This is a genomic window from Streptomyces sp. NPDC007863 (assembly GCF_040633895.1).
GTDB lineage: Bacteria > Actinomycetota > Actinomycetes > Streptomycetales > Streptomycetaceae > Streptomyces.
Genome location: NZ_JBEYEI010000005.1, coordinates 210,795 through 231,833, shown reverse-complemented (window position 1 = coordinate 231,833; position 21,039 = coordinate 210,795). Strand labels below are relative to the sequence as shown.

At 72.2% G+C, this 21,039-nt stretch carries 19 protein-coding genes; 16 read left to right on the top strand and 3 right to left on the bottom strand.

Annotation, left to right across the window (positions count from 1 at the left end; genetic code table 11):
* Nucleotides 1–148 precede the first annotated feature (148 nt).
* The 4 genes from dnaK to ABZ621_RS10225 are packed head-to-tail and all read left to right on the top strand — an operon-like array spanning nucleotide 149 to nucleotide 4,247.
* Nucleotides 149–1,975: a molecular chaperone DnaK gene (gene dnaK / locus ABZ621_RS10240; RefSeq protein WP_360602664.1), complete on the top strand. Its 1,827-nt coding sequence runs from the start codon at nucleotides 149–151 to the stop codon at nucleotides 1,973–1,975.
* Nucleotides 1,972–2,583 carry a nucleotide exchange factor GrpE gene (gene grpE, locus ABZ621_RS10235; protein WP_360602662.1) on the top strand — a complete coding sequence of 204 codons (612 nt, stop codon included), beginning with the start codon at nucleotides 1,972–1,974 and terminating at the stop codon, nucleotides 2,581–2,583. Before dnaK ends, grpE begins: the two co-directional genes overlap by 4 nt.
* A gap of 34 nt (nucleotides 2,584–2,617) precedes the next feature.
* Nucleotides 2,618–3,793, top strand: coding sequence for a molecular chaperone DnaJ (dnaJ, locus tag ABZ621_RS10230; RefSeq protein ID WP_360602660.1), 1,176 nt, complete (start codon nucleotides 2,618–2,620; stop codon nucleotides 3,791–3,793).
* Nucleotides 3,794–3,797: 4 nt separating this feature from the next.
* Complete coding sequence (locus ABZ621_RS10225) at nucleotides 3,798–4,247, top strand: helix-turn-helix domain-containing protein (protein ID WP_360602658.1); 450 nt, start codon at nucleotides 3,798–3,800, stop codon at nucleotides 4,245–4,247.
* A gap of 69 nt (nucleotides 4,248–4,316) precedes the next feature.
* Here the strand turns inward: ABZ621_RS10225 and ABZ621_RS10220 are convergent, their stop codons facing one another.
* On the bottom strand, nucleotides 4,317–5,297 hold the full coding sequence (locus ABZ621_RS10220) for a helix-turn-helix transcriptional regulator (RefSeq protein WP_360602656.1): 981 nt from the start codon (nucleotides 5,295–5,297) through the stop codon (nucleotides 4,317–4,319).
* A 345-nt stretch (nucleotides 5,298–5,642) separates the two neighbouring features.
* On the opposite strand from ABZ621_RS10220, the gene ABZ621_RS10215 reads away from it, so the two are divergent.
* Nucleotides 5,643–5,972, top strand: coding sequence for a (2Fe-2S)-binding protein (locus ABZ621_RS10215; protein WP_189944643.1), 330 nt, complete (start codon nucleotides 5,643–5,645; stop codon nucleotides 5,970–5,972).
* A gap of 104 nt (nucleotides 5,973–6,076) precedes the next feature.
* On the opposite strand, the gene ABZ621_RS10210 is transcribed toward ABZ621_RS10215, so the two are convergent.
* Nucleotides 6,077–6,481, bottom strand: coding sequence for a TIGR03618 family F420-dependent PPOX class oxidoreductase (locus ABZ621_RS10210; protein WP_360602654.1), 405 nt, complete (start codon nucleotides 6,479–6,481; stop codon nucleotides 6,077–6,079).
* A gap of 128 nt (nucleotides 6,482–6,609) precedes the next feature.
* On the opposite strand from ABZ621_RS10210, the gene clpB reads away from it, so the two are divergent.
* Nucleotides 6,610–9,195 (top strand): ATP-dependent chaperone ClpB, encoded by a 2,586-nt coding sequence (gene clpB / locus ABZ621_RS10205; RefSeq protein ID WP_360602652.1) that lies wholly within the window; start codon nucleotides 6,610–6,612, stop codon nucleotides 9,193–9,195.
* A 331-nt stretch (nucleotides 9,196–9,526) separates the two neighbouring features.
* A complete protein-coding gene (locus ABZ621_RS10200; RefSeq protein ID WP_360602650.1) occupies nucleotides 9,527–10,057 on the top strand; it encodes a YbjN domain-containing protein in 531 nt (176 codons plus the stop codon).
* A gap of 61 nt (nucleotides 10,058–10,118) precedes the next feature.
* Here ABZ621_RS10200 and ABZ621_RS10195 read toward each other — a convergent pair whose 3' ends face one another.
* On the bottom strand, nucleotides 10,119–11,321 hold the full coding sequence (locus ABZ621_RS10195; protein WP_360602648.1) for a pyridoxal phosphate-dependent aminotransferase: 1,203 nt from the start codon (nucleotides 11,319–11,321) through the stop codon (nucleotides 10,119–10,121).
* A gap of 585 nt (nucleotides 11,322–11,906) precedes the next feature.
* On the opposite strand from ABZ621_RS10195, the gene ABZ621_RS10190 reads away from it, so the two are divergent.
* The 9 genes from ABZ621_RS10190 to ABZ621_RS10150 all read left to right on the top strand — a co-directional run bounded on the left by ABZ621_RS10190 (nucleotide 11,907) and on the right by ABZ621_RS10150 (nucleotide 21,015).
* Complete coding sequence (locus tag ABZ621_RS10190) at nucleotides 11,907–12,425, top strand: DUF2617 family protein (RefSeq protein WP_189944635.1); 519 nt, start codon at nucleotides 11,907–11,909, stop codon at nucleotides 12,423–12,425.
* 74 nt (nucleotides 12,426–12,499) lie between these two features.
* The gene (locus tag ABZ621_RS10185) at nucleotides 12,500–14,188 is read left to right on the top strand and encodes a polyamine aminopropyltransferase (RefSeq protein ID WP_360602646.1); all 1,689 of its coding nucleotides are present in this window, start codon (nucleotides 12,500–12,502) and stop codon (nucleotides 14,186–14,188) included.
* Nucleotides 14,189–14,260: 72 nt separating this feature from the next.
* On the top strand, nucleotides 14,261–15,115 hold the full coding sequence (locus tag ABZ621_RS10180) for an SRPBCC family protein (protein ID WP_360602644.1): 855 nt from the start codon (nucleotides 14,261–14,263) through the stop codon (nucleotides 15,113–15,115).
* A gap of 91 nt (nucleotides 15,116–15,206) precedes the next feature.
* The gene (locus ABZ621_RS10175; RefSeq protein WP_360602642.1) at nucleotides 15,207–15,998 is read left to right on the top strand and encodes an aldose 1-epimerase; all 792 of its coding nucleotides are present in this window, start codon (nucleotides 15,207–15,209) and stop codon (nucleotides 15,996–15,998) included.
* Between the two features lie 10 nt (nucleotides 15,999–16,008).
* Entirely contained in the window at nucleotides 16,009–16,557 is a 549-nt protein-coding gene (pyrE, locus tag ABZ621_RS10170) for an orotate phosphoribosyltransferase (protein WP_359529726.1), read from the top strand.
* A gap of 232 nt (nucleotides 16,558–16,789) precedes the next feature.
* Nucleotides 16,790–17,812, top strand: coding sequence for a class II fructose-bisphosphate aldolase (gene fbaA / locus ABZ621_RS10165; RefSeq protein WP_360602640.1), 1,023 nt, complete (start codon nucleotides 16,790–16,792; stop codon nucleotides 17,810–17,812).
* A gap of 74 nt (nucleotides 17,813–17,886) precedes the next feature.
* Nucleotides 17,887–19,062, top strand: a complete 1,176-nt coding sequence (locus ABZ621_RS10160; protein ID WP_360602638.1) for a MalY/PatB family protein — start codon at nucleotides 17,887–17,889, stop codon at nucleotides 19,060–19,062.
* A gap of 37 nt (nucleotides 19,063–19,099) precedes the next feature.
* Nucleotides 19,100–20,551: an MFS transporter gene (locus ABZ621_RS10155; RefSeq protein WP_360602636.1), complete on the top strand. Its 1,452-nt coding sequence runs from the start codon at nucleotides 19,100–19,102 to the stop codon at nucleotides 20,549–20,551.
* A 50-nt stretch (nucleotides 20,552–20,601) separates the two neighbouring features.
* A complete protein-coding gene (locus tag ABZ621_RS10150; protein ID WP_360602634.1) occupies nucleotides 20,602–21,015 on the top strand; it encodes a DUF3151 domain-containing protein in 414 nt (137 codons plus the stop codon).
* The last annotated feature ends 24 nt before the right edge of the window (nucleotides 21,016–21,039 follow it).

Genomic DNA, 21,039 nt, shown 5'->3' with positions numbered 1-21,039 from the left:
GTCAGGGACCGACGCGCTTTCCGCGTCTCTTTGAGTGGTCGGGCCGACGAAGAGTTGAGTCGACCCGACTCAGCTCTGTTGACGTCGTGCGGGCCGTCATGCATCCTTGAGTCAGTTCCACTCAAGTCAGTCAGCTGGAGGAATCGAAATGGCACGTGCGGTCGGCATCGACCTGGGTACGACTAACTCCGTCGTCAGCGTTCTGGAAGGCGGCGAGCCCACCGTCATCACCAACGCCGAGGGCGCCAGGACCACGCCGTCCGTCGTCGCCTTCGCCAAGAACGGCGAGGTGCTCGTCGGCGAGGTCGCCAAGCGCCAGGCGGTCACCAACGTCGACCGGACCATCCGGTCCGTGAAGCGTCACATGGGCACCGACTGGAAGATCGAGCTGGACGGGAAGAACTTCAACCCGCAGCAGATGTCCGCCTTCATCCTCCAGAAGCTGAAGCGCGACGCCGAGGCCTACCTGGGCGAGAAGGTCACCGACGCGGTCATCACCGTGCCGGCGTACTTCAACGACTCCGAGCGCCAGGCCACCAAGGAGGCCGGTGAGATCGCGGGCCTCAACGTCCTGCGCATCGTCAACGAGCCGACCGCGGCCGCCCTGGCCTACGGCCTCGACAAGGACGACCAGACGATCCTCGTCTTCGACCTCGGTGGCGGCACCTTCGACGTGTCCCTCCTGGAGATCGGCGACGGCGTCGTCGAGGTGAAGGCCACCAACGGCGACAACCACCTCGGTGGCGACGACTGGGACCAGCGCGTCGTCGACTACCTGGTGACCCAGTTCAAGAACGGTCACGGCGTCGACCTGTCCCTCGACAAGATGGCGCTCCAGCGTCTGCGCGAGGCGGCCGAGAAGGCGAAGATCGAGCTCTCGTCCTCGACCGAGACCTCCATCAACCTCCCGTACATCACGGCCTCCACCGAGGGCCCGCTGCACCTGGACGAGAAGCTCACCCGCGCCCAGTTCCAGCAGCTCACCTCGGACCTCCTGGAGCGCTGCAAGGTCCCGTTCCACAACGTCATCAAGGACGCGGGCATCGCCCTCTCCGAGATCGACCACGTGGTCCTGGTCGGCGGCTCCACCCGCATGCCGGCCGTCGCCGAGCTCGTCAAGGAGCTGACCGGTGGCAACGAGGCCAACAAGGGCGTGAACCCGGACGAGGTCGTCGCCATCGGCGCCGTCCTCCAGGCCGGTGTCCTCAAGGGCGAGGTCAAGGACGTCCTGCTCCTCGACGTCACCCCGCTGTCCCTCGGCATCGAGACCAAGGGCGGCATCATGACCAAGCTCATCGAGCGCAACACCACGATCCCGACCAAGCGGTCCGAGATCTTCACGACGGCCGAGGACAACCAGCCGTCCGTGCAGATCCAGGTCTACCAGGGCGAGCGCGAGATCGCGGCGTACAACAAGAAGCTCGGCATGTTCGAGCTGACCGGCCTCCCGCCGGCCCCGCGCGGCGTCCCGCAGATCGAGGTCGCCTTCGACATCGACGCCAACGGCATCATGCACGTGACCGCGAAGGACCTGGGCACGGGCAAGGAGCAGAAGATGACCGTCACCGGCGGCTCCTCGCTGCCGAAGGACGAGGTCGACCGGATGCGCCAGGAGGCCGAGCAGTACGCGGACGAGGACCACCGCCGCCGCGAGGCCGCCGAGTCCCGCAACCAGGGCGAGGCGCTCGTCTACCAGACCGAGAAGTTCCTCAAGGACAACGAGGACAAGGTCCCGGGCGACGTGAAGTCCGAGGTCGAGGCCGCCGTCGCCGAGCTGAAGGAGAAGCTCAAGGGCGAGGACGCCGCCGAGATCCGCACCGCCACCGAGAAGGTCGCGGCCGTCTCGCAGAAGCTCGGCCAGGCGATGTACGCGGACGCCCAGGCCGGCGCCCCCGCCGGTGAGGCCAAGGCCGACGACGACGTCGTCGACGCCGAGATCGTCGACGACGAGCCCAAGAAGGACGGCCAGGCGTGAGCGAGGAGACCGCGGGCTTCGAGGAGAAGCCCGACGTCCCCTCCGGCGACGCCGCCGAGGCCGCCGAGTCCACCGAGGACACGGCGGCCCCGGCCGGGGACGTGACGGACACGGCTCTCCTGGCGCAGCTGGACCAGGCCCGCACGGCGCTCTCCGAGCGGACCGCGGACCTCCAGCGGCTCCAGGCCGAGTACCAGAACTACCGGCGCCGGGTCGAGCGGGACCGGGTCACCGTCAAGGAGATCGCGGTCGCGAGCCTCCTGTCCGACCTGCTCCCGGTCCTCGACGACATCGGCCGGGCCCGGGACCACAGCGAACTGGTGGGCGGCTTCAAGTCGGTCGCCGAGTCGCTGGAGACCGTCGTCGCCAAGATGGGGCTCCAGCAGTTCGGCAAGGAGGGCGAGCCCTTCGACCCGACGATCCACGAGGCCCTGATGCACTCGTACGCGCCGGACGTCACCGAGACGACCTGCGTCGCGATCCTGCAGCCGGGGTACCGGATCGGCGAGCGGACCATCCGGCCCGCCCGCGTGGCCGTCGCCGAGCCCCAGCCGGGGGCGCAGGGCAAGACGGAGGAGTCCGAGGACTCCGAGCAGGACAGCGAGTAGGAAGCCACACCCGCACGCGGGAGGAGGGACGTCGATGAGCACGAAGGACTTCGTCGAGAAGGACTACTACAAGGTCCTCGGCGTCCCCAAGGACGCCACCGAGGCCGAGATCAAGAAGGCGTACCGGAAGCTCGCCCGCGAGAACCATCCGGACGCCAACAAGGGCGACGCCAAGGCCGAGGAGCGCTTCAAGGAGATCTCCGAGGCGAACGACGTCCTCGGCGACCCCAAGAAGCGCAAGGAGTACGACGAGGCGCGCGCGCTCTTCGGGAACGGCGGCTTCCGGGCCGGCGGGCCCGGGGGCGCCGGCTCGTTCAACTTCGACCTGGGCGACCTCTTCGGGGGCGCCCAGGGCGGGGCCGGCGGCTTCGGCGGCGGTGGCGGCATCGGGGACGTCTTCGGAGGTCTGTTCAACCGCGGCGGCGGCGCGGGTGCCCGCACCCAGCCCCGGCGCGGCCAGGACATCGAGTCCGAGGTGACGCTCAGCTTCACCGAGGCGATCGAGGGCGCGACCGTGCCCCTGCGGATGTCCAGCCAGCAGCCCTGTACGGCCTGTTCGGGCACCGGCGACAAGAACGGCACGCCCCGGGTGTGCCCGACCTGCGTCGGCACCGGCCAGGTCTCGCGCGGCAGCGGCGGCGGCTTCTCGCTGACCGACCCGTGCGTGGACTGCAAGGGCCGCGGCCTGATCGCCGAGAACCCCTGCGAGGTCTGCAAGGGCTCCGGCCGGGCCAAGTCCTCGCGGACCATGCAGGTCAGGATCCCGGCGGGGGTCTTCGACGGGCAGAAGATCCGGCTGCGCGGCAAGGGCGCCCCGGGCGAGCGCGGCGGGCCCAGCGGCGACCTGTTCGTCGTGGTGCACGTCGACGCCCACCCGGTCTTCGGGCGCAAGGACGACAACCTCACCGTCACGGTGCCGGTCTCCTTCGTGGAGGCGGCGCTCGGCGGCGAGATCAAGGTCCCGACGCTCGGCGGCCCCGCGGTCACGCTCAAGCTGCCCGCGGGCACCCCGAACGGCCGGACCATGCGCGCCCGCGGCAAGGGCGCGGTCCGCAAGGACGGCACGCGCGGCGACCTGCTGGTGACGGTGGAGGTCGCGGTGCCCGCCGAGCTGGACGACAAGGCCCGCGAGGCCCTGGAGACCTACCGCGAGGCGACCGCCTCGACGGACCCCAGGGCGCAGCTGTTCGAGGCGGCGAAGGGAGCCTGACGCGGTGGACGGACGCAGACGCAACCCGTACGAACTGACCGACGAGACCCCGGTGTACGTCATCTCGGTGGCGGCCCAGCTGTCGGGGCTGCATCCGCAGACCCTGCGCCAGTACGACCGCCTGGGTCTGGTCTCCCCGGACCGCACGGCCGGCCGGGGCCGGCGCTACTCGGCCCGCGACATCGAACTGCTCCGCCAGGTGCAGCAGTTGTCGCAGGACGAGGGCATCAACCTCGCCGGCATCAAGCGCATCATCGAGCTGGAGAACCAGGTCGCGGCGCTCCAGTCCCGGATCGCCGAGCTGTCGGCGGCCGTCGACGGCGCGGCCGCCGCGATGCGCCAGCGCGAGGCCCAGGTGCACGCCTCGTACCGGCGCGACCTGGTGCCGTACACCGACGTGCAGCAGACCAGCGCGCTCGTCGTCTGGCGTCCGGCGCCGAAGCGCGGCGAGTAGCCGCGCGCGCCACGGGTCCTGGAAGGCCCCTCCCCGCCCGGGGAGGGGCCTTCGGCGCGTCCGGGGCGGTCAGGTGTCCCGTTCGAGGAGGCCGGAGCGGGCGATGAGGTAGCCGAGCTGGGCCCGGCTCCCGCTGCCCAGGGTGGCCGCGAGCTTCGCTATGTGCGCCCGGCAGGTGCGGACGTTCATCCCGAGCCGGCGCGCGATGGCCTCGTCGACGTGGCCCTCGACGAGGAGCCGGGCGATGGAGCGCTGGACGCCGCTGATCCCGCTGAGCTGCGGCTGGTAGGTGACCGGGGCGTCCAGGGGCGTCGCCTGGAGCCAGAACTGGTCGAAGACGCCGCCGAGGTACTCCACGAGCCCCTGGTGGCGCAGTTCGAGGGCGATCGTGCGGTCGCGGCTGGCCGGGACGAAGGCGACCTTGCGGTCGACGATGATGAGCCGGTCGATGATCTCCTCCAGCGTGCGGACCTCGACCTCGGAGCCGATGCGTTCCAGGTACGCCAGGGTGATGGGCTGGTGGCGCGCGGTGTGCTGGTACAGCGTGCGCATCCGGATGCCCCGGCCGAGCAACGGCCGTACCCGGCGCAGGGCTTCTCCGAAGGTCTGGGCACTGCGGCCCTTCCCCGGCTGTACGGTGAGCAGCTCCGAGGTGCATTCGGCGACGGCGCGGTCCAGGCTGTCGTTGATCCGCTCCAGTCCTTCGAGGACGGTGATGGCGTGGGTCATCGAGGGGTCGCGGGCGCCGAGGGCCATGAAGGGCTCGAAGGCGTCGGCGAGGGTGACGGTCATCCGCCGGCGCTCCTGTATCTCCTTCTCCAGCGGGTCCAGGAGCCGGGCGAGGGCGGCCGTCGGGGCCACGGGGCGGAGCCATTCGGCGTCGTCGGGGTCGGGACGCAGCAGGTCCAGGTCCATCAGGCAGGGCGCGGGCGAGATCTCCGAACGGGCGATCCGGCCTTCTCTGAGGGCCTCCGAGTAGAGCCGAGTGCCCGGTTCGCACAGGTCTGCGTGCGTGTGAGAATGCACCTTTTGGTCAGGTTCTATCCGCATACGTACACCCCCAGGCTCTTGCATTACAGGAACATGATGCATTGGGCGAGTGGTGGAAACGGGATGAGTGAGCGATCGTCGTGACTTGCGGGGGAGCAGGTAGTTACACACCTTCGAGTGAGGTTGCTCGGTCATGTCCAAGAAGCTCATACGCACCGTAGTCGGTGCCGCGCTGATGGCTGCTGCAGCTGTGGGCGCTGTCTCGATGGCCCAGGACCCGGGGTGGGGTTCGCAGACGCAGGTCGTCAGGGCCGACCCGGGCTGGGGTCTGCTGCAGCCGACGGTCGCCGATCCCGGGTGGGGTGTGGCGCCTGCCGCCGACCCCGGTTGGGGGTCCGTCAGGGCATGACGGTTCCCGAAGACCCTCGTTTCCGTCGCGAGATGGCGAGTGCCTACCGGTCGGGGTGGCACTTCATCGACCTCGTCACCGCGGTGCCGCGCCGTGGCGAGTCGTTGAAGGTCACCCTCTTCGGTGAGCCGATCGTCGTCGTCCGCGGGGACGACGAGGACATCCGTGCCTACCGGTGCCTCCGCCGCCCGCGCGGCGCCCCTCAGCCCGTCCGCTGTGCCATCCGGTACGGCATGATCTTCGTCAACTTGGACCAGCGCGACCACCAGCCGGTCGAGGCGCGGTTCGCATCCGAGACCATCTCCGCCACCCCCCGCAGTGCCTGAGCGATTCCCCCGTCGTTGTAGATCGCTCAGGTGCTTCCCCCACACAACGGCGCCATCGCGGACCTGAACCGCGATGGCGCCGTTGTGCTTTTCCGGCTCCGCCCTCAGGCGCGGCCCATCGCCCGGGTGAGGGCGATCTCGATGACGACCCGGTCGGGGTTGGGCGTCGGGACGCGGCCGTAGCGCTCGGCGTACCGCGCCACCGCGTCGGCGACCTCCGCCTCCTCCGTGCGGATCCGGGCGACGCCCTCCAGGGTGGCCCAGCGCCCCTTGTCGACCTGGCAGACCGCGACCCGCGCGCCCTCCGCGCCCGCCGCCAGGACGTTGGCGACCTTCCTGCTGTGCTTGTTGGTGATCACCCGCGCCAGACCGTGCTCGGGGTCGTAGGTGACGCCGACGGCCACCACGTGCGGGGTGCCGTCCGGGCGCGGGGTGGTCAGCGTGCACATGTGGTACTCGCGCCAGAAGCCGATGTACGAGTCCGCGGGGTTCCTCGGGTCAGTCGCCATGCCCGGAAACTACCCCCGCCGTTCGCCCCTCCGATACCTTGAGCGGAATAGACTCAACTTTATGTACGCTGTATGAGTCAGAGAACGAGAAGCACCCAGAGGACCACACCCAGGAGGAGACCCCGCACGTGGACGCAGAACTGACCAACAGGAGCCGGGACGCGCTGAACGCGGCGAGTAGCCGCGCCGTGTCCCAGGGGCACGCCGACCTGACCCCCGCACATCTTCTTCTCGCGCTGCTGGCCGGTCAGGACAACGAGAACATCATCGATCTGCTCGCCGCGGTCGAGGCCGACCAGGCCGCCGTCCGCTCCGGCGCCGAGCGGCTGCTCGCCGCCCTGCCGAGCGTGACCGGTTCGACCGTCGCGCCGCCGCAGCCCAACCGCGAGCTGCTCGCCGTCATCGCCGACGCCGCCGAGCGCGCCAAGAAGCTCGGTGACGAGTTCCTGTCCACGGAGCACCTGCTCATCGGCCTCGCCGCCAAGGGCGGGCAGGCCGGCCGGGTCCTCGACCAGCAGGGCGCGACCGCCCGCCGGCTCCAGGACGCCTTCGAGAAGGCCCGAGGAGGCCGCCGCGTGACCACCGCCGACCCGGAGGGCTCGTACAAGGCCCTGGAGAAGTTCGGCACGGACTTCACCGCCGCCGCCCGCGAGGGCAAGCTCGACCCGGTGATCGGCCGCGACCACGAGATCCGGCGGGTCGTCCAGGTCCTCTCCCGGCGCACCAAGAACAACCCGGTCCTCATCGGCGAGCCCGGCGTCGGCAAGACCGCCGTCGTCGAGGGCCTCGCCCAGCGGATCGTGAAGGGCGACGTCCCCGAGTCGCTGCGGAACAAGCGCCTCGTCTCGCTGGACCTCGGCGCGATGGTCGCCGGCGCGAAGTACCGCGGCGAGTTCGAGGAGCGGCTGAAGACCGTCCTCTCCGAGATCAAGGAGAGCGACGGCCAGGTCATCACCTTCATCGACGAGCTGCACACCGTCGTCGGCGCGGGCGCCGGCGGCGACTCCGCCATGGACGCCGGCAACATGCTGAAGCCGATGCTGGCCCGCGGCGAGCTCCGCATGGTCGGCGCGACCACCCTCGACGAGTACCGCGAGCGGATCGAGAAGGACCCCGCCCTGGAGCGCCGCTTCCAGCAGGTCCTGGTCGCCGAGCCGTCCGTCGAGGACACCGTCGCCATCCTGCGCGGCCTCAAGGGCCGGTACGAGGCCCACCACAAGGTGCAGATCAACGACTCCGCCCTGGTGGCCGCCGCGACCCTCTCCGACCGGTACATCACCTCCCGCTTCCTCCCCGACAAGGCCATCGACCTCGTCGACGAGGCCGCCTCCCGGCTCCGCATGGAGATCGACTCCTCCCCGGTCGAGATCGACGAGCTGCAGCGCTCCGTCGACCGGCTCCGCATGGAGGAGCTGGCCCTCGCCAAGGAGACCGACCCGGCCAGCGTCCAGCGCCTGGAGAAGCTCCGCCGTGACCTCGCCGACCGCGAGGAGGAGCTGCGCGGCCTCACCGCCCGCTGGGAGAAGGAGAAGCAGTCCCTCAACCGGGTCGGCGAGCTGAAGGAACGGCTCGACGAGACCCGGGGCCGCGCCGAGCGCGCCCAGCGCGACGGCGACTTCGACACCGCCTCCAAGCTGCTCTACGGCGAGATCCCCACCCTGGAGCGCGAGCTCGCCGAGGCCACCGAGGCCGAGCGCGAGGTCCAGAAGGACACCATGGTCAAGGAGGAGGTCGGACCGGACGACATCGCCGACGTCGTCGGCGCCTGGACCGGCATCCCCGCCGGCCGCCTCCTGGAGGGCGAGACGCGGAAGCTGCTCCGCATGGAGGACGAGCTGGGCCGCCGGCTCATCGGCCAGTCCGAGGCCGTCCGCGCCGTCTCCGACGCCGTGCGCCGCACCCGCGCCGGGATCGCCGACCCCGACCGGCCCACCGGCTCCTTCCTCTTCCTCGGCCCCACCGGCGTCGGCAAGACCGAGCTGGCGAAGGCGCTCGCCGACTTCCTCTTCGACGACGAGCGGGCCATGGTCCGCATCGACATGTCGGAGTACGGCGAGAAGCACTCGGTGGCCCGGCTGGTCGGCGCGCCTCCCGGCTACGTCGGCTACGAGGAGGGCGGCCAGCTCACCGAGGCCGTCCGCCGCCGCCCGTACAGCGTCGTGCTCCTCGACGAGGTGGAGAAGGCGCACCCCGAGGTCTTCGACATCCTGCTCCAGGTCCTCGACGACGGCCGCCTCACCGACGGCCAGGGCCGCACGGTCGACTTCCGCAACACCATCCTCATCCTGACGTCGAACCTCGGCAGCCAGTACCTGGTGGACCCCCTGACCGGGGACGAGGAGAAGAAGCGGCAGGTCCTGGAGGTCGTCCGGGCCAGCTTCAAGCCCGAGTTCCTGAACCGCCTCGACGACCTGGTGGTCTTCTCCGCGCTCGACCGCGCCGAGCTGGGCCGCATCGCCCGCCTCCAGATCGACCGGCTCGCCAAGCGGCTCGCCGACCGCCGGCTCACCCTGGAGGTCACCCCGGAGGCCCTGGAGTGGCTGGCCGAGGAGGGCAACGACCCCGCGTACGGCGCCCGCCCGCTGCGCCGCCTCATCCAGACGGCCATCGGCGACCGCCTCGCCAAGGAGATCCTGGCGGGCGAGGTCCGCGACGGCGACACCGTCCGCGTGGACCGCTTCGAGGACGACCTGATCGTCGGCAGGGCCGGGTAAGGGCCCGGCCGGGGCTCGGCCGTCGAAGGCCCGGAGGCGTACGAGGGCGGTGCCGCCGTCCTCGTGCGCGGCGGTTCGCCCGCCGGACAGGCGGTTTCCAGACAGGAGCCCGACGCGCCGGTCGGGTGGGCGCCCCGGGCGAGGAAGGCGAGCGGCACGCCGCGGACCGTCCCCGCGAGCACCAGGACCCGGACCCGCCGGCGGCACGGCTTCCTCGCGCCGCCATGGGTGCGGATCCTGTCAGCCCGCAGCGGATCCGTACCGGCGGGGCTTGCCACGGACCGGCCGGGATGGGGGAGGATGGCGACATCCGTACGAAGGGAAATACACGGTGAGCATCGACCCGTCCTCGATTCCGAATTTCGGGGGACAGCCCCAGCCCCAGGCAGGACCGGCGGGCCCCGTCGTCCCCGACCAGGACCTGGTGAAGCAGCTCCTGGAGCAGATGGAGCTCAAGTACGTCGTCGACGACGAGGGTGACCTCGCGGCGCCGTGGGAGGACTTCCGCACCTACTTCATGTTCCGCGGCGAGAACGAGCAGCAGGTGTTCTCGGTGCGCACGTTCTACGACCGTCCGCACTCGGCCGACGACCGCGCCAAGGTCCTCGACGCGATCGACGACTGGAACCGCCGCACCCTGTGGCCGAAGGTCTACACCCACCTGCACGAGGAGGAGGACGGCTCCGCCACCCTCCGTCTCATCGGTGAGGCACAGATGCTGATCGGCACCGGTGTCGCCCTGGAGCACTTCGTCTCCTCCACGGTGAGCTGGGTCCGCGCCTCCATCGAGTTCGACAAGTGGATCGTCGAGCAGTTCGGTCTGGCCTCCCCGGAGGAGAAGACCGAGGGCGACGAGGGCTGAGCCCCGTCCCGGCACGCCGGAAGCCGGGTCCCCCACGTGGGGGACCCGGCTTCCGGCGTTCTCAGCCCAGCCGCTTGAGCCGGGAGACGGCCTCCTCCAGGACGTCGGTCCGCTTGCAGAAGGCGAAGCGGACGAAGGGCGCGCCGGCCTCGCGGTGGTCGTAGAAGACGGCGTTCGGGATGGCGACGACGCCGGCCCGCTCCGGCAGCGAGCGGCAGAAGGCGAAGCCGTCGTCGGCGCCGAGGGGGCGGATGTCGGTGGTGACGAAATACGTGCCGCGCGGCCGGTAGACCTCGAAGCCCGCCTCGGCGAGGCCCCCGCTCAGCAGGTCCCGCTTGGCCTGGAGGTCGGCGCGCAGGCCGTCGTAGTACGCCTCCGGGAGGCGCAGGGCCTCGGCGACCGCGTACTGGAAGGGGCCGGAGGAGACGTAGGTGAGGAACTGCTTCGCCGAGCGGACCGCCGAGGTCAGCTCCGGGCTCGCGGTGATCCAGCCGACCTTCCAGCCGGTGAAGGAGTACGTCTTGCCGGCCGAGCCGATGGTCACCGTGCGCTCCCGCATGCCGGGGAGGGTGGCGATCGGGACGTGCTCGGCGCCGTCGAAGAGCAGGTGCTCGTAGACCTCGTCGGTGACGACGAGCAGGTCCCGCTCGACGGCCAGCTCGGCGACGGCGGTGAGCTCGGCCCGGGTGAGGACGGTGCCGGTGGGGTTGTGCGGGGTGTTGAGGAGGAGGAGCCGGGTGCGCGGGGTGACCGCGGCCCGCAGCTCGTCGAGGTCGAGGACGAAGCGTCCGTCGGCGGCTCCGCCGCGGGGTCCCTCGTGGGGACGGAGGGTGACCGGGACCCGGGTGCCGCCCGCCATGGCGACGCAGGCCGCGTACGAGTCGTAGTACGGCTCCAGGGCGATCACCTCGTCGCCGGGACCGACCAGGGCGAGGAGGGCGGCCGCGATGGCCTCGGTGGCGCCGGCGGTGACCAGGACCTCGGTGTCGGGGTCGTACTCCAGGCCGTAGCGGGCGCGCTGGTGGTCGGCGATCGCGGTGCGCAGCTCGGGGACGCCGGTGCCGGGCGGGTACTGGTTGCCGCGGCCGTCGCGCAGGGCGCGCACCGCCGCCTCGCGGATCTCCTCGGGGCCGTCGGTGTCGGGGAAGCCCTGACCGAGGTTGATCGATCCGGTCCTGGCGGCGAGCGCGGACATCTCGGCGAAGATCGTGGTCCCGAACTCCGCGAGCCGGCGGTTGAGCAGCGGTCGTGTCATGGCGGTCATCCTGGGCCGAAGCTCTGGACTTGCTCAAGTGCGCTTTGGGCCGGGGGCGGGGCGGGAATTCCCCGGGCAGAGGCGGCAGGGCGCCGCCGTACGGGGGGTGATGAGGATGACGTTCCTGGTCATCGTGTTCGTGATCGTGGTGGTCGTCGGCCTCGCCGCGTCGAGCGTCGGCGGCGGGAGCAAGGGGAAGAAGCGGCGCGGCAGTGGCTGGTCCGACGGCGGGAGCGGCTGTGGCGGGTCGAGCTCGTGCGGCTCCAGTTGCGGGGGAGGCGGCTGTGGCGGGGGTTCCTAGAGGGGCAACGGGGGAGGAGCGGGGCGGGATTGGCGTCCTGAGCGCCTCTGTCGGTCGATCGGCGATCGATTCTGTTTGAACAATTGAACTGTGGGGTCCCCGAAGGGGATGGAAACCAAGGCAAGTTGGGTAAAAACGCTGCGAGTCGCCCGGCGTACGTGGTTCTCTCGCTCGTGTCAGAGACAGCCCTCGGACCGTGCGTGGACCCGAGCCGGCGCCTCCCCCCACTCCCGTTGGACCCTCTCCGGGGCGCCCCCGGCCCACCCGTCAAACCGTGTTTGCGGAGCCGACCCATGCTCACCACCCTGAAGACCTCCTACACCGATACGCGCGCGGCCGACCTGGCCTGGGCCCTTGGCCGCGAGCCGCTGCCCGCGCTCGCCGTGCTCGATCTCGAACTCTCCGGCGCGAAACTGCAGTTGCGGCTGCTGGGCGCCTCCCATCAGGTCCTGCTCGAAGAGGAGGGCCGCCACTGCTCCGAGACCGTCGCCTGCATGCCGGGCAGCAGCACCCCGCTGCCGCTCGGCGTCTCCAAGCGCGTGGGCGAATGGGAGTACGAATTCGCGGCGCGCGTCGAGACGCTCACGCAGGGCTCCTTCGCGGGCCGGGCGCAGGAGCTGCTCGCGCTGGTCGCCGACCATCCGCACGGCCTGGCCGGCACCTTCCCCGGCTCGCCGCACGCCTTCACCGCGATGCTGGCGCAGCGTCACGAGGGCCAGGTGCGCTGGCGGACCTGGCACGCCTACCCGCAGGAGGGCCAGCTCGTGGTCACCCGTACCAGGATCGGCGCCCGTATGCCCGCCACACTCTGATGCGCCCCTCCGGCGCCTCAGGTGCACTCGTGTGGGTGACAAAGGGCGAGGAAGTCGTGACGTAGCGTTACGGCATGATCGAGCCGACCGTGACCCTGCCACCCACGAGGGTGCGCCGACCGCCGCCGCGGCCGCGGCCGCGCGCCACGGTGCGGTGGCCGGTCCTCGTGGTCGTCTTCGTCTGCGCCGCCTGCGGTCTCGTCTACGAGCTCGAACTCGTCGCCCTCGCCTCGTACTTGATCGGCGACTCGGTCACCCAGGCGTCCGTCGTGCTGTCCGTGATGGTCTTCGCGATGGGCCTGGGCTCGCTGCTCGCGAAGCGGCTGCGCTGCTGCGCCGCCGTCGGCTTCGGCCTGATCGAGGGCGCCCTCGCGCTCGTCGGCGGCACCTCGGCGCTGGTGCTGTACGCGTGCTTCGCCTGGATCGGCGCCTCACGCGGCGTCCTGGTGGCCTTCTCGCTCACCATCGGGATCCTCATCGGCGCCGAGATCCCGCTGCTCATGTCCCTCATACAGCGGGCGCCGGAACGGTCCGCCGCCACCGGCCGGCCGCGCCGGGCGCGGCGCCCCGCCCCGGCCGGCGACCCCGACGACACGGCCGGCACCGTCGCCGACCTGTTCGCCGCCGACTACGTGGGCGCGCTCGTCGGCGGGCTCGCCTTCCCCTTCCTGCTGCTGCCCTGGCTCGGCCAGCTCACCGGGGCGCTCGTCACCGGCGCGGTCAACGCGGTCGCGGGCGCCGCCCTGGTGCTCTGGTTCTTCCGCCGCGACCTCACGGCCCGCGGCCGGGCCCTCGTCATCGGGGTCAACCTCGCCGTCCTCGGCGTGCTCGCCACCGCGACCGTCCTCGTCGACGACTTCGAGGAGGCCGCCCGCCGGGCCGTGTACGGGGAGCGGGTGCGGGTCGCCGTCCACACCGAGCTCCAGGAGGTGGTGGTCACCGGCGGCCCCGAGGGCCCGCCCGACCTCTACCTCGACGGCCGGCTGCGGGTCGCCGGCGAGGACGAGTACCGCTACCACGAGGCGCTCGTCCACCCCGCGATGAACGGGCCGCACGCGCGCGTGCTCATCGTCGGCGGCGGCGACGGCCTCGCCGCCCGCGAGGTGCTCCGCCACCCCGGCGTCCGCGCCGTCACCGTCGTCGAGCTCGACCCCGGCGTCGTCCGGCTCGCCCGCACCGACCCCGCGCTCGCCGCGCTCAACGGACACGCCTTCCGCGACCCGCGCGTCGGAGTCGTCCACGCCGACGCCTTCCACTGGCTGAGGGGCGTCGCCGGGCGTGTGCAGGAACGGTACGACGTGGTGATCTCCGATCTGCCCGACCCCGGGATCACCCACAGCACCAAGCTGTACTCCCAGGAGTTCTACGGCCTCGCCGCGGGCGTCCTCGCCGACGGCGGCCGGCTCGTCGTGCACGCCGGGACCGCCACCGGCCGGCCGGCCACCTACTGGACCGCCGACGCCACGCTGCGCGCCGCCGGCTACGCCACCCGGCCGTACAGCACCGAGGGCCGCACCCCCGGCTTCGCGGCCGGACCCGACCGGGCCGGACGGGCGGGCTCCGGACGCGCCGGACCCGACGACTGGGGCTTCCTGCTCGCCGTCCGCGACGACCGGCCGCCCGCCCTCGGGCTCGCCGCCGACGGGCCCCCGCTGCGCTCCCTCGCCCCCCGCGACCTGCCCGCCGCCGCCCGGCGCGCCGAGCGCACCCGGATCACCGGGCTCGCGCCGTCGACGCTGGTGCACCCCCGGTACTGCAACTGAGCGGAGGACCGGTGCGCGGGTCCGCCGCGGAACGGGCGACGCCGGGCGCCCCGCTGAGTAGGCTCGGGCCCCATGGAGCATGAGGTGTTCGTCCCGGTCCCGGCCGAGGCCCTGCGGGCCACCCTCACCGACCCGGCGCGGGTGGCGCGCTGCGTGCCGGGCCTCCAGCGCGACGCCTCCGCGGACACGGAGGACGCCTCCCCGTCGGGGCAGGACGTCGTCGGGAGGTTCCGGCTCCGGGTCGGCGGGCACACCATCACCTACCGCGGCGGGCTGCGGATCGTCGACCGGGACGGTGCCATCACCTACGAGGGCGAGGGCACCGAGGCCCGCGGCAAGGGCGCCGCCGAGGTCACCCTGACCGTCGTCCTCACTCCGGCGGCCGAAGGCACCGGGCTCAGCTTCACCGGCGCCCTCACCGCCACCGGCCGGCTCGCCGAGGAGCCCGAGGAGGCCCGCGACGCCGCCCGCGACCGCCTCCTGGACGCCTTCGTGGAGGCCGCCGCGGCCCTCGCGGCCGAACTCGCCGCGGAGCCGGGACCCGAGCCGCGCCCCGAGCCAGGGCCCGGGCCCGGACCCGACGGGGCGACCTCCTTCGGGACCGGCGACGGCACCGGCATCGGGGCCTTCGACGGCGACGACCCCACGGGGGAACCCGGCTTCGGCGAGGACGTCCGCCACGAACCCGCCGCCGCGCAGGAGTTCCCCGCGGCGAAGCCCGCCGCCGAGGCCGCCCACGCCCGCCGGACGATGATCGGCCGGAGCGCCGAGGAGGTCGACCACGCGCCGCCGCGCGGCCGGTACGCCCCCGTGCCCGCCCCCGCGCCGAGCGGCGCCGGCGCCACCCTCCGCTGGGTCGCCCCGGCCGCCGCCCTCGCCCTCGCCTCCGCCGTCGTCGTCACCAGGGCGCTGCGCCGCCGCCGTTGACAGGCCCCGGGAAAGTCCCGTGCCTGCGCTCCTGGAAAGTCCCGCGTTGAAACGGTCCAATCCGGCGGGCCCCAGGACTTAGGGTCGGGGCGTGAGCAACCTGACGCGACTGACGGCGGGCGACGCCGAGCTGACCATCAACGCCGAGCGCGGCGGCCGGATCGAGAGCCTGCGCCTCGCGGGCACCGAGGTCCTCAAGCAGGGCGAGCGCTACGGCAGCTTCCCGATGGTGCCCTGGTGCGGCCGGACCGAGAACGGCCGGTTCCGTGACGGGGCCACCACCCAGCAGCTGCCCGTCAACGCGGCCCCGCACGCCATCCACGGCACCGTCCGCGACCGGGCCTGGACGGTGGCCCGGGCCTCCGCCGCCGAGGCCGTCCTCACCTGCGAGCTCGACGACCCGTGGCCGTACAAGGGGCGCGTCACCCAGGTGCTCGAACTGGCCGAGGACCGGCTGACGCTGAAGTTCGGGGTGGAGGCGTACGACGACTCCTTCCCGGCACAGGCCGGCTGGCACCCCTGGTTCCTGCGGAACCTCGGCGCGGGCGGCGAGGACGTCCGCATCGGCTTCACGCCCGGCTGGCAGGAGGAGCGCGGCGGGGACCACCTGCCCACCGGCCGCCGCATCGCCCCGCTGCCCGGCCCCTGGGACGACTGCTTCGGCATGCCGGACGGCGTCGACGTCACCCTCACCTGGCCGGGCGAGCTGGAGCTGAAGGTGACCAGCCGCGCCGAGTGGGTGGTGATCTACGACGAGCCCGAGGACGCCGTCTGCGTCGAGCCGCAGTCCGGCCCGCCGAACGGCCTCAACACCCACCCGCGCCTGGTCACCCCCATCGACCCGCTGGAGGTCGAGAGCGTCTGGTCCTGGCGGCGGCTTTAAGCTGCTGGGCATGACTGACGTACGCGCTGAACTGCTCCAGCAGATCAAGGACAAGGCCGTGGTGCACGGCAAGGTGACCCTCTCCTCGGGTCTGGAAGCCGACTACTACGTGGACCTGCGCCGGATCACGCTGGACGGGGCGGCGTCGCCGCTGGTCGGCCAGGTCATGCTCGACCTGGTCAAGGACCTCGACTTCGACGCGGTCGGCGGCCTCACCCTGGGTGCCGACCCCGTCGCCACCTCGATGCTGCACGCCTCCGCCGCGCGCGGCGAGCGCCTGGACGCCTTCGTCGTCCGCAAGGCCGCCAAGGCCCACGGCATGCAGCGCCAGGTCGAGGGCCCGGACATCAAGGGCCGCCGGGTCCTGATCGTCGAGGACACCTCGACCACCGGCGGCTCCCCGCTGACCGCCGTCGAGGCGGCCCGCGCGGCCGGTGCCGAGGTCGTCGCCGTCGCCACGATCGTGGACCGCGCCACCGGCGCCGGCGAGAAGATCAGCGGCACGGCGGGCGTCCCGTACCTCTACGCCTTCGCTCTTGACGAGCTCGGACTCTCCTAGTCGCACGGACGAACCGCCGCGAAGTCGTGACTTAGGTCCCGGACCTCGCCCCATGCGGTTCTGACCTGCGCTTTTGCCGAAAGGCGGGGTGTTTCACGTGAAACACCCCGCCTTTCGGCATGCGGTGCCCGTGGGAGCCCGTACAAGAGTCTGGAAAGATGGCACCGACGATGACGTCGCCCTAGGTCAGGGATACAGCAACGCACACCCGCACATCACAAGGAGCGGACGAATGCCCATCGCAACCCCCGAGGTCTACGCCGAGATGCTCGACCGGGCGAAGGCTGGCAAGTTCGCCTACCCGGCCATCAACGTGACCTCCTCCCAGACCCTCCACGCGGCGCTGCGCGGGTTCGCCGAGGCCCAGAGCGACGGCATCATCCAGATCTCGACCGGTGGCGCCGAGTTCCTGGGCGGCCAGTACAGCAAGGACATGGTCACGGGCGCCGTCGCCCTGGCCGAGTTCGCCCACATCGTCGCCGCGAAGTACGACATCACCGTCGCGCTGCACACGGACCACTGCCCGAAGGACAAGCTGGACGGCTACGTCCGCCCGCTGCTCGACGTCTCCGCCGAGCGCGTCGCCCGCGGTGAGAACCCGCTCTTCCAGTCGCACATGTGGGACGGTTCCGCCGAGACCCTCGCCGACAACCTGGCCATCGGCCAGGAGCTGCTCGCGAAGGCCGCCGCCGCCAAGATCATCCTTGAGGTCGAGATCACCCCGACCGGCGGCGAGGAGGACGGCGTCACCCACGAGATCAACGACGAGCTGTACACCTCCGTCGACGACGCGATCCGCACCGCCGAGGCCCTGGGCCTGGGCGAGAAGGGCCGCTACCTGCTCGCCGCCTCCTTCGGCAACGTGCACGGCGTCTACAAGCCGGGCAACGTCGTCCTGCGCCCGGAGCTCCTCAAGGACCTCCAGGCCGGCGTCGCCGAGAAGTTCGGCCAGGCGTCCCCGTTCGACTTCGTCTTCCACGGCGGCTCCGGCTCGACCGCCGAGGAGATCGCCACCGCCATCGAGAACGGCGTGGTCAAGATGAACCTCGACACCGACACCCAGTACGCCTTCACCCGTCCGGTCGTGGACCACATGTTCCGCAACTACGACGGTGTCCTGAAGGTCGACGGCGAGGTCGGCAAGAAGTCCACCTACGACCCGCGCACCTGGGGCAAGCTCGCCGAGGCGGGCATGGCCGCCCGCGTCACCGAGGCGTGCGAGGCGCTGCGTTCGGCCGGCAAGAAGCTGAAGTAAGCCGTGACCGAAGGGCCCGGCACCCCCGCGCGGGTGCCGGGCCCTTCGCGTACCCGAGGAGAGTGAGGAGTTCGATGGACGACTTCGACGAGATACGGGACCGGCGGGGCACCTGGTCGGTGCAGTGGGACGGGATCGCGGACCGCTTCGGCGTCTCCGACCTGCTCCCCTTCACCATCTCCGACATGGACTTCGCGTCCCCGCCCGCGGTCCTCGACGCCCTGCGCGCCCGGATCGACCACGGGGTCTTCGGCTACACGGACTGGCGGCTCGGCGGGCCCGACGGCTTCCGGGAGGCGGTGCGCCACTGGTACGCGAGCCGGTACGACACCGCGATCGACACCGAGGCCCTGGTCTACGCGCCGTCGGTGCTCTCCCAGCTCTCCCAGCTGCTCCAGATGTGGACCGAGCCCGGTGACGGCGTCGTCGTCCACACCCCCACGTACGACGGCTTCCGCAAGGCCGTCACCGGGCTCGGGCGCGAACTGCGCGGGGTCCCGGTCGGGGACACCGCGGCGCTGGAGCGGGAACTGGCCCGCCCGGACAGCCGGATGCTGCTGCTCTGCTCGCCGCACAACCCGACGGGCCGGGTGTGGACCGAGAAGGAGCTCACCGACTTCCACGAACTGGCCGAGTGGCACGACGTCACCGTGGTCAGCGACGAGATCCACGCCGACCTCACCGCCGACGGCCACCGCCACGTCCCGTGGAGCCGGATCGCCGAGCCGGGCCCCGGCTCCGGCTGGGCGCTGATCACCTCGGGGACCAAGGCCTTCAACTTCCCGGCCCTCTCCGGCTCGTACGGCCTCATCGGCGACCCCGACGAGCGGACCGAGTTCCTGCGGCGGATGGAGACGGCCGAGGGCCTCGCCTCCCCGGCCGTCCTCTCGCTCACCGCCCACATCGCCGCCTACCGGCACGGCGCGCCCTGGCTCGACGGGCTCCGCCGCTATGTCGCCGGAACGATGGAGATGGTCGGGGAACGGCTCCGCGCGGGCCTGCCGGGGGTCGAGTGGATCCCGCCGCAGGCCGGCTACCTCGCCTGGATCGACCTCCGGCCGCTGGGCATCGACGAGACGCGGCTCCAGGAGGAGCTGGTCCGCACGGAGAGGGTCGCGATCATGCCCGGCGGCACGTACGGCACGCCCGGCTTCGTCCGGCTCAACGTGGGCTGCCCGCGCACCAAGGCCGAACGGGGCGTGGACGCGCTGGTCAGGGCGGCCACGCGGCTGCGGACCGACGGTGGCTGAGGAGGCAGGAGCTCCTGGGCCGGGGGACCATGCAGGCATGAGCGTGGCCGCCCCCGAGGTACGGATGGCCTCCGCCCGAGGGCGGTGGATCGTCCTCACGACCGTGCTCGGCTCGGCGATGGCCCTGCTCGACTCGACCGTCGTCAACGTCGCGCTGCCGCACATCGGCGAGGACCTCGACGCCGACCTCGCGGCGCTCCAGTGGACCGTCAACGCCTACATGTTGACGCTGGCCGGGCTGATCCTGCTCGGCGGCTCGCTCGGCGACCGGTACGGGCGGCGCCGGATCTTCGTCGTCGGCGTCGTCTGGTTCGCGGTCGCCTCGCTGCTGTGCGGCCTCGCGCCGAACGCCGGCGTGCTCATCGCCGCGCGGGCCCTCCAGGGCGTCGGCGGAGCGCTGCTCACCCCCGGCTCGCTCGCGCTGATCCAGGCGAGCTTCCACCCCGACGACCGCGCCCGCGCGGTCGGCCTCTGGTCCGGCTTCGGCGGGGTGGGGGCGGCGGTCGGGCCGTTCGTCGGCGGCTGGCTGGTCGACGGGCCCGGCTGGCGGTGGGTCTTCCTCCTGAACGTGCCGGTCGCCGCGCTCTGCGTGCCGGTCGCGCTGCGCCACGTCCCCGAGTCCCGCGACGAGGCGGCGCACGGCCGCCGCTTCGACGTGCTCGGGGCGGTGCTCGGCGCGGCGGCGCTCGGCCTCGTCACCTACGGGCTCATCGACGCGCTCTGGTGGGCCGGCGCGGCCGGTCTCCTGACCGGGGCCGGCTTCGTGGTGGTGGAGCGGCGGCGCGGCGAGCGGGCGATGATGCCGCCGTCGATCTTCCGCTCCCGGCTCTTCACCGCGGTGAACGTGGTGACCCTGTGCGTGTACGCGGCGTTCGGCGGCTTCTTCTTCCTCGCCGCGCTCCAGCTCCAGGTCGTCTCCGGCTACTCGGCGCTCGCCGCCGGTACGGCCCTGCTGCCGACGACCGTGCTGATGCTGCTGCTCTCCGCGAAGTCCGGCGAGCTGGGGGAGCGGATCGGGCCGCGCATTCCGCTGACCGTCGGCCCGCTGCTGTGCGCGGCGGGGATGCTGCTGATGCTGCGGGTCGGGGAGGACCCCTCGTACGTACGGGACGTGCTGCCGGCCCTCGTCGTGCTCGGCCTCGGCATGACCGTGCTGGTCGCGCCGCTGACCGCGACGGTCCTCGCCTCCGTCGACGTCGCCCGGGCGGGGCTCGCCAGCGGCATCAACAACGCGGCGGCGCGGGCGGCGGGCCTGGTCGCGGTGGCGGCGCTGCCGCTGCTGACGGGCATGGGGCCGACGGCGTACCTCTCGGCGACGGAGTTCGACGCGACCTTCGACCGGGCGATGCCCATCTGCGCCGGCGTCCTCGTCCTGGGCGCCGCGCTCTCCTGGGCCACCATGCGGGCCCCCCGTCCCGCCCCCTGCCACCCCACCTGCAAGACCCACTGCTCCCTCACGGCCCCGCCCCTGGATCCGGGCTCCGAGTAACCGCGAGGTATGCCCGCAACGGAAGGGCGGGGCTGGGGCAGACTGGGGGGATGGTTACGCATGAGAATCTGCTCGGGGGGCCCGCCCCCACCCTTCTGCCCGACGACCCGGGCCCCCGTGAGGCCCTCGCGCAGGGCACCGCCCCCGCCGACGTCGCGGCGAAGTACCCGACCTCCTCGCTGGCGTGGGCGCAGCTCGCGGACGACGCCTTCGAGGCCGGCCGCGTGGTGGAGTCGTACGCCTACGCCCGCACCGGCTACCACCGCGCCCTGGACGCGCTGCGCCGCAACGGGTGGAAGGGCCACGGCCCGGTGCCGTGGGAGCACGAGCCGAACCGCGGCTTCCTGAGGGCCCTGCACGCGCTGGCCCGGGCCGCCGGCGAGATCGGCGAGAAGGACGAGTACGAGCGCTGCACGACCTTCCTGCGGGACTCCTCGGAGACGGCCGCCGAGACCCTGGGCTGACCGGGCCGTCACCCCCGGCCGGTA

What these genes read in the sequence shown, in the direction of transcription:
- ABZ621_RS10150 (WP_360602634.1), top strand. Translation starts at nt 20,602, where the DNA reads ATGGTTACGCATGAGAATCTGCTCGGGGGGCCCGCCCCCACCCTTCTG.
- ABZ621_RS10190 (WP_189944635.1), top strand. Translation starts at nt 11,907, where the DNA reads ATGCTCACCACCCTGAAGACCTCCTACACCGATACGCGCGCGGCCGAC.
- ABZ621_RS10160 (WP_360602638.1), top strand. Translation starts at nt 17,887, where the DNA reads ATGGACGACTTCGACGAGATACGGGACCGGCGGGGCACCTGGTCGGTG.
- ABZ621_RS10155 (WP_360602636.1), top strand. Translation starts at nt 19,100, where the DNA reads ATGAGCGTGGCCGCCCCCGAGGTACGGATGGCCTCCGCCCGAGGGCGG.
- ABZ621_RS10215 (WP_189944643.1), top strand. Translation starts at nt 5,643, where the DNA reads ATGACGGTTCCCGAAGACCCTCGTTTCCGTCGCGAGATGGCGAGTGCC.
- ABZ621_RS10210 (WP_360602654.1), bottom strand. Translation starts at nt 6,481, where the DNA reads ATGGCGACTGACCCGAGGAACCCCGCGGACTCGTACATCGGCTTCTGG.
- dnaK (WP_360602664.1), top strand. Translation starts at nt 149, where the DNA reads ATGGCACGTGCGGTCGGCATCGACCTGGGTACGACTAACTCCGTCGTC.
- ABZ621_RS10180 (WP_360602644.1), top strand. Translation starts at nt 14,261, where the DNA reads ATGGAGCATGAGGTGTTCGTCCCGGTCCCGGCCGAGGCCCTGCGGGCC.
- ABZ621_RS10185 (WP_360602646.1), top strand. Translation starts at nt 12,500, where the DNA reads ATGATCGAGCCGACCGTGACCCTGCCACCCACGAGGGTGCGCCGACCG.
- pyrE (WP_359529726.1), top strand. Translation starts at nt 16,009, where the DNA reads ATGACTGACGTACGCGCTGAACTGCTCCAGCAGATCAAGGACAAGGCC.
- fbaA (WP_360602640.1), top strand. Translation starts at nt 16,790, where the DNA reads ATGCCCATCGCAACCCCCGAGGTCTACGCCGAGATGCTCGACCGGGCG.
- ABZ621_RS10195 (WP_360602648.1), bottom strand. Translation starts at nt 11,321, where the DNA reads ATGACCGCCATGACACGACCGCTGCTCAACCGCCGGCTCGCGGAGTTC.
- ABZ621_RS10220 (WP_360602656.1), bottom strand. Translation starts at nt 5,297, where the DNA reads ATGCGGATAGAACCTGACCAAAAGGTGCATTCTCACACGCACGCAGAC.
- dnaJ (WP_360602660.1), top strand. Translation starts at nt 2,618, where the DNA reads ATGAGCACGAAGGACTTCGTCGAGAAGGACTACTACAAGGTCCTCGGC.